6 protein-coding genes are annotated in these 7,693 nt (G+C 54.0%); 1 reads left to right on the top strand and 5 read right to left on the bottom strand.

The window, feature by feature from the left end; genetic code table 11:
• Window positions 1–150 precede the first annotated feature (150 nt).
• From Q2B33_RS21775 to Q2B33_RS21785, 3 genes are all read right to left on the bottom strand, one after another.
• A complete protein-coding gene (locus tag Q2B33_RS21775; protein WP_300565683.1) occupies window positions 151–1,014 on the bottom strand; it encodes a hypothetical protein in 864 nt (287 codons plus the stop codon).
• A gap of 380 nt (window positions 1,015–1,394) precedes the next feature.
• A complete protein-coding gene (locus Q2B33_RS21780) occupies window positions 1,395–2,888 on the bottom strand; it encodes a 4Fe-4S dicluster domain-containing protein (RefSeq protein ID WP_296472739.1) in 1,494 nt (497 codons plus the stop codon).
• A 251-nt stretch (window positions 2,889–3,139) separates the two neighbouring features.
• A complete protein-coding gene (locus tag Q2B33_RS21785; RefSeq protein ID WP_296472719.1) occupies window positions 3,140–4,060 on the bottom strand; it encodes a dihydrodipicolinate synthase family protein in 921 nt (306 codons plus the stop codon).
• A 221-nt stretch (window positions 4,061–4,281) separates the two neighbouring features.
• Between Q2B33_RS21785 and Q2B33_RS21790 the strand changes: the two genes are divergently transcribed.
• Complete coding sequence (locus Q2B33_RS21790) at window positions 4,282–5,145, top strand: MurR/RpiR family transcriptional regulator (protein ID WP_296472720.1); 864 nt, start codon at window positions 4,282–4,284, stop codon at window positions 5,143–5,145.
• A gap of 121 nt (window positions 5,146–5,266) precedes the next feature.
• Here the strand turns inward: Q2B33_RS21790 and Q2B33_RS21795 are convergent, their stop codons facing one another.
• Window positions 5,267–6,385 (bottom strand): sialidase family protein, encoded by a 1,119-nt coding sequence (locus tag Q2B33_RS21795; RefSeq protein ID WP_300565686.1) that lies wholly within the window; start codon window positions 6,383–6,385, stop codon window positions 5,267–5,269.
• A 154-nt stretch (window positions 6,386–6,539) separates the two neighbouring features.
• On the bottom strand, window positions 6,540–7,628 hold the full coding sequence (locus tag Q2B33_RS21800) for a hypothetical protein (RefSeq protein WP_300914247.1): 1,089 nt from the start codon (window positions 7,626–7,628) through the stop codon (window positions 6,540–6,542).
• Between the last annotated feature and the right edge of the window lie 65 nt (window positions 7,629–7,693).

Consider the following 7,693-nt stretch of genomic DNA (forward strand, 5'->3'; position numbering starts at 1 on the left):
GGGGGAGCAGTGGGATTCCATGGCTTCTTAGTGCTACAAACTTTCAACTCACAAGGACATGATATATTTGAGATTAGCTAAAATACCATTTCCTTTCTGCATATTATTTCCTCCTTACTGCACAGCACTGTTCCTGCCGACGCTGTCCATTCAGCATCCGAACAGCTTATGTATCGCAAGTGAATTGCCCAGCTGCTCTTCCGAGATTCCATTATTCAGCAATGCAGTCCTGCATTTTTCGGTAATCGTTTTATTATCCAGAGCGAGCTGATGCAATTTTTCATCATCAATCATCGAAAAAGCTTTCTCATCCAACGCAAGGTTTGGAAGCACCTCTGTCCCGACCGCATAATGACAGGGCGTAAAGCCGTAATATGCGGCAATCTCCCTCCCGTCCATTTTGTCTTCAGTTAATCCGTATTTATAATCAGTGTGAGAATCAAGGTCAATAAACTGAAAACCGGCGGTATCATCGTAGAAAAAATTGCTTTTCGTATTGAAATCTATCAAAATATCGTTATCCAGTAGAACAATAATGTCCCTTATGAATTTGTCAAAGTGTTTTTGCGGTACTTTGGATATTGCATTCGTTCTGGAAATAACATATTCTTTCGCATCAGTATCGCTTGAAAGATATGCAAGATGAGGTTTGCCGACATAAAGTTCTTTCATAATCGAATCGTCGTAAAGCTCCTCGCCTTTCGCCCGCGACTGGATGATATAGCCATTTCCGTTTTCGCTGTTTGGCTCCACACAGTACCCAAGTATAGGGACGACCCCAACGCCTTGCTCTTTCAACTCCATAAGAGTCTTGATCAATTCGTCAAAATAGGCAAGGTCATCATCGCGCGTCGTAACATTCCTGAGCTTGATTTTAGATGCAGTCAATACCGCATATTCGCCTATCAGATATGCCTGCCTGTCAACGCCGCGTTTTGCGGCTTTCATTTCCTTCATTTGGGCCAACAGCCCCCTTGCCGTTTCGGGCTGGATATAAAAATATTTTTCTTCCATATCAAAATTATACCTTTCTATCAGTCACACACTATGCCATGTTGTATATTTTACAGTTTCCTTTTATAAATAAGTTAGTACGCAGCATACGCCGATGCCGCTTCCGATGCAGCAGCAAGTAGATGCCCTTTACGCACTTCATGCTTATTCCTCCCTTTACAAAATAAACTAAAATGTACAATATAATTATAACAAGTAAAAGCAGAATTGCAACTGCAATATGGTAATCATTTTCACAAATGTACATTTTTGTACATTTCTCACATTTCTATTGTCCGTCTTTTGTGACTACTGCCCAAAAGAAAATCCCATGCCTGTCTGCTTTCAGGCATGGGATCCATTTTCTTGAACTTTTCAGGCATTTAACCTTCTCAGGCTTCTCAGGCATCCGTCTCCCGTGGCACCGTCTCCCGGGCCTGGGCCTTGAACTTCGCCACTTCCTTCATGGCCTGAGGGATGGCGATGTTCGTCCCGGCTCCGGCCACGCAGCCTCCGGGACAGGCCATGCCCTCTATCAGGCAGCCGTTCTTCCGCCCGGCCTTGGCCAGAAGGAGCATCTTCTTGCACTCCGTCAGGCCCTCCGCGTGCTCTATCTTCACCTCGGTGCCGGGGTAATAGGTCTTGATGCACTCCTCGATGGCACCCGCCACGCCGCCTGCCACTCCGTAGCCACGGCCCGCCCCGGTGGCGTCCTCCATCTCGTCCATGGCCTTTATCTCCTCTAAGAGGATGCCCCTGGCCTCGAACATCCCTGTCAATTCCTCAAAAGTGATGACGAAGTCCACGTCCGAGCGGATCGTCCTGCGGCTGGCCTCCAGCTTCTTGGAGGCGCAGGGGCCGATGAACACCACCTGTGCGTCCGGGTGCTCCCGCTTGATGATCCTGGCCGTGGCCACCATGGGGGTCAGCTCGTTGCTGATCTTGTCGATGGTCTCCGGGAAGAGGTGCTTGGCCATCACGGACCAGGAGGGACAGCAGGAGGTCAGGGCGAAGCTCTGCTTCCCTGTGGCCACCTCGTTCACGTAATGCTCCGCCTCCGCCATGCAGCCCAAGTCCGCGCCGATGGCCGTCTCGTACACATCCGCGAAGCCCAGCTCCTTCAGAGCCGTCTTGAACATCTCCGGCGTGACCTTCGGCCCGAACTGTCCCGCGAAAGCCGGGGCCACCTGGGCGATGATCTCCCTGCCCGACTGCATGGCGCGGATCAGCTGGAATATCTGGGACTTGTCCGCTATGGCCCCGAAGGGGCAGCTGACCATGCACATCCCGCAGGACACGCATCTGTCATTGTCTATGTAAGCCCTGCCGAACCGGTCGGATTTGATCGCGTCCACGCCGCAGGCCGCCTTGCAGGGGCGCTCCTTGTGGCAGATGGCGTCATAGGGGCATACTTCCTTGCACTTTCCGCATTTGATGCATTTCTCCTGGTCGATCACGGACTTGCCGTCCACCATGGAGATGGCCCCTTTGGGGCATACGCTGTGGCAGGGATGGGCCACGCAGCCCATACAGGAGCTGGTGACTTCATAATGGTTCTCCGGACAGGCGTTGCAGGCGGAAGGAATCACCTGCATCAGGGGCGGTTCATAATATTTCTCATCGATGTCGCTCTCCTCCAGCCCCTGGGTCAGATGGCCGGGATGCTCCCTGTTCTCCGGGCGCAGGCTCATGCCCATGGCCAGGCGGATGCGCTCCCGGATGATGGCCCTGTCCCGGTACACGCTCTCCCAGTATAAGGGCTCTTCGTAGTCCACTATTTTATAGGGGAGCGCCTCCATGTCGTCCTTCAGGTTCGTCGAATTGTACGCCAGGTTCGCCACTTCCCTGAATACCCGTCTCCTGCGCTGGCGGACGGGGGTGTCGATTCCTCTCATGCTGCTCATGCTGTGTATGCCTCCTTTCAGGGGCCCGCCGATTCGTCCTATGGCCTTCCCCTCGCTGTGATTTCTTGACATGGAGCCCGACTGCATAACGCTGCCAGGCATCTGTCTGCATCTATGGTAACATAGACATAGGGCGGATTGCAACTGTCTTTTATCAAAAAAAGCCCGTCTCTGACAGGGCCATAAATTCTGTCAGAGACGGGAAATCTTCATTATATAAATTTGGAATCTTCTAAATCTGATCAGCAATATTTCTTTATGGCCGCGTCGATCATACCCGCGCACTTCTCCACCTGGGGCATGTCCTCGGGCACCAGGCAGGGCATGGGCCTGCGCACCGTTCCGATGTCGATTCCTGTCCTGATCTTCAGGATTTCCTTCATCACGGCATACAGATTGCCGTGGCAGCCGCACATAGCATAGATGATGGCTGTGGCCTCGTCCTGGACCTCCATGGCAGTCTTCATGTCGCCCGCCTGGTAGCGCTCCATGATCTTCATGTAAAGCTCCGGCATGACGCCGTATGTGCCGCCGATTCCTCCGTCCGCCCCCATGGCCAGCCCGGAGACCAGCTGCTCGTCAGGCCCATTGAAGACGACAAAATCGTCTCCTCCCTCCATACGGAAGGTCTGGATATCCGTCACCGGCACGGAGCTGTTCTTCACGGCCCTCACCCTCGGATTCTTCTTCATCTCCTTAAACAGGGGCAGCGTCAGGGCCACGCCCGCCAGCTGGGGGATATTGTAGATCACGAAATCCGTGTTGGGAGCCGCGTCGGAGATGTCGTTCCAGTACTGCGCGATGGCATACTCGGGCAGATGGAAATAAATAGGCGGTATGGCGGCTATCGCGTCCACGCCCAGGCCCTCCGCGTGGGCGGCCAGCTCACGGCTGTCCCTGGTATTGTTGCAGGCCACATGGGCGATGACGGTCAGCTTCCCTGCCGCAGCTTTCATCACATGCTCCAGCGTCAGCTTCCGCTCCTCCACGTCCTGGTAGATGCATTCCCCTGAGGATCCCCCCACGTAGAGCCCCTTCACGCCCTTCTCCACCAAGTGTGCCGTCAGCTCTTCCACTTTTTCGGCGCTTACCCGGCCTTCTTTGTCATAACACGCGTAGAACGCCGGGATGATTCCCTGATACTTTGCTTTGCTTTTCTCCATTTTCTACCTTCTTTCTTTCCGGTTGCTTTTTCCGACAACATATATTATAATGGCTTATATTCATTTAGACAACATTTGAAAACAGTATTTATGATTATTTTACATCTATATAAATGGCATTTAATTCTTGCCAACCATTATGTGCAGCAAGTAATGCCATTTATCCGGGTTTTGTGCAAGATTTAATCACCAAAAATATATATAATAAGGAGAGAACAAATATGGCCGGATCCTTCCTCGATTCCCTGACAGAACGCTACAGCACACTCACCCGCTCCGAAAAGAAGCTGGCCGGATATATCTTCGCGAATTCCACAGAAGTGCAGTACCTGTCCATCAACTCGCTGGCGGAGAGCAGCGGCGTATCGGAGGCCACTATCACCCGTTTCTGCCAGAAGATGGGGCTTCTGGGCTACAACAACCTGAAGATCGCCCTGGCAAAATCCGATTATTCCTTCAACCAAAGGCAGCAGGTCAGCGAGACGATGGCCGAGCATCCGAAAACGGATGATGCCCTGGGCACTATCAGCAGGGAACTTTTTGATTCTTACGTCCTGTCCATCCGGGAAACCATCGAACAGCTCAGTCCGGATTCCTTCAACCGTGCTGTGGATCTGCTGTCAAACGCCCGGCATGTGTATTGTTTCGGCCAGGGTGCCGGAATGGTCATGGCCATGGAGACGTCTGCGCTGTTTTCCACCATCTCCCCGAATTTTGTCCACATCTCGGATTCCCATCTGCAGATTATCCATACAGCCCTGGCTACATCGGAGGACGTAATCCTGTTCTTCTCCTATTCCGGTTCCACAAAGGACGTACAGGAGCTGCTGAATCTGGCAAGGGAACGTTCCGTCCCCATAATCCTGATCACTCATTTCCCCAATTCCCCTGCCGCGGAGCTGGCGGAGGTGACGCTCGTCTGCGGATACAATGAAAATCCCATCCACGCGGGTTCCGTGAGCGCTAAAATGGGACAGCTGCTGCTCATAGACTGCCTCTTCCAGGCCTTCTGCTCCAACAACCCCCAGGAGACCCTGGCCAGCCGGGTGGCTGTCTCAGAGGCCGTCTCCAGAAAACTGTTATAATCCATGTATATTTCAAGCCTTCTGTTTCGGGAAGGCTTGAAATGGCAACGGTTAATCCTGTGGCACGGCGGCAGACTGAGTCCGATGTCCGAAGCCACTGCTGTTCTTTCCTATGTGTATGTCATCTGCGGTTCAGCCATGCGCCTGTACAGAACTCCTCAAGCTGACTCTTCTCGATGCGCCGGATACGGGTTCTGGTCAGGCAGTGCCCGTCCTCCTTATTTCCCGCGCAGTAGGCCAGCAGCATGGCGTCTTTTGTAAACAGGATTGCTGTATAGCAGTATCCCCTGGTCTCGTCTCCCTCAACGATGGTGGGATGGGAAAATGTCTTTCCGTTGTCACGGCTGGCCGCGATCACCAGAGGGAACCTCCCCCCCGTGACAGGCTCCCAGGCCTCGAAACGGCCATTGTAGATGGGAATCGGATTCCACACCGCGTATATGGTTCCGTCGCTGTCCCGCCGCATGCTCAGGGGACTGTTGGGCGAAGTGAAGCGCGAGGGCTGGCATGCCGTCCAGCTGTCCCCTTCGTCCATGGAGAACATCTCATACTGGTTCCCCAGATCCGTCCTGGCCCATCCCCAGAGTATCCCTGGCGCCAGCTCCAGCACCCCAGGCTCCTGAAGGCCGGAGTAGCAGAAGGATGAATAAGGCATGGCGCATTTGTCTCTGGCACATTTCCAGGTGGCTCCATCATCGTCCGAGTAGAAGAACATGGCCAGGGAACGGCCGTCCATATAATTATCTCCGGTGCGGTGGCTGGCCACGGGAACGATGATCCTGCCGCTGGCAAGCCTTACCACCCTGTCGTTGTTCATTACAAAGAAATCTTCCTGGGGCGTGCACACCACTCTCTCCCCCCAGGTCTTCCCCTTGTCGGAGGAACGGCGCAGGAAAATCTGCGTGCGCTTGTAGGTAAGCCTGACCAGGTAGAACAGGCCCACGTCGCCATTGTTCATCATCAGCAGCGCCGGCGACATCATGTTGACGCCGTCCTCCCCCTGATAGGTCAGGATGATCTCATCCTCGCCCCAGGTCCTGCCCCCGTCCGTGGAGCGGATAAGGCTCAGATCCGCAAAGGCTTCATCGTGGCTGCTGTCCCCCCTGAACCGGCTGTACACGAATATGATCTCACCGTCCTGGAGCTCCAGGAATGTCCCTTCGCTGTTTCTGGGGTTGTCCTCCTTCGGGCCTATGCTGGCCGTCACCACTCCCAGTTCTCCCTGCTTTACATAATTCATATAGTTCTCTCCTTTCAATGAAAAGTCCCTGACAAAACGGAAATCTGTCAGGGACTCAACATAGATTCTATGCCTCCATCGGCCCCATGGCCAGACCTTCGGCCATCTGCCCGTCAGGGCCAGACCCTGGCGTCAGATGTATTCACAATTCTCGTTAGTTTCCATAGCTGGCAATGATGTCCTGAAGAGGATCCAGCTTCTCGTATTCGCCCATCAGTCTGCTGTAGCCCAGGCGCTCAAGCTCCGCTAGATACTCATCCCAGGTGGAGTCCAAATCCTTCTGCCCCAGGAAGACCTGCGTGCGGTACTCGCCCACATAGGCGTTGATGTCTCCGGAAACCTCCGCATTGATGGTGGCGAGGTCTGTCACATTGGAAATGTCCGCTTTGTACTCCGGATGCTGGAACTTCATCCAGGAGCCGTCGGGACCGGTCCAGTACTTATTGCCTGCATTGAACAGCGGATCGTCCGCAATCCAGCCGCTTATGTCCGCATCCTGGCCCAGCTGACCGAACGTCCAGGTTCCCCTCTCGCCGTTCGCCAGGTTGTTGATTTTCACAGGAGCTGTCCCCTCGTCATTCCACTTCCAGTCTACATCCTTCTCGCCGTAGATCATGGACGCATGGAAATCCTTGTCGCCGCCGCCGAACCAGGCCAGCTCCACGAACTGCAGAATCTTGGCGAGCTTCTGATCATCGATGTCCGCCCTGACGAAGAAATTCTCATAGGCGGGAGACGGATTCACCAGGGACTGCACTGTGCCGCCGTCAGGCTTGATTCCAGGGGTGGCCAGGATGGTAGCCTCGGGAATCCTCTCCAGCAACTGCAGGGGCGGGCGGTCCAGAGCCCAGGATGACTGCAGCGCGTTGGTGGAGACGATGTAATAGCCGGCGTTTCCGCTGTTCACCTTATCCCACATGAGCTGGCGGTTGCCCTGGATGATATCCGGATCCACCAGGCCGCGGGCGTTGAGCTCCGCGAAGCCCTTTAAGAACTCTTTGTATTCGGGAAGCACATAGTACATTTCCGCCTTGCCGTCCACATCGTTGACGCCGCTGTGGAAGCCGTAGGCGCTGAAATACTGGCCGTGGGTCAGGTTCTGTCCTGTGACGCCCACGGTGTCGTTCTCGCCGTTGCCATCGGGATCCTGGTTCACGAAGGCATCTATGATTTCGATGAACTTGCTCAGCTCAATGCCATCGTCCGCCACATAGAGCCTGTCGGAGACCTGCTCCACGTTCACGCCCAGGTCGATGCCCAGGTTCTGGATCCAGTCATAGCGATAGTAATCGCAGTTTAAGTAATAGC

It is taken from the genome of uncultured Acetatifactor sp. (genome assembly GCF_948601915.1).
Lineage (GTDB): Bacteria > Bacillota > Clostridia > Lachnospirales > Lachnospiraceae > Acetatifactor.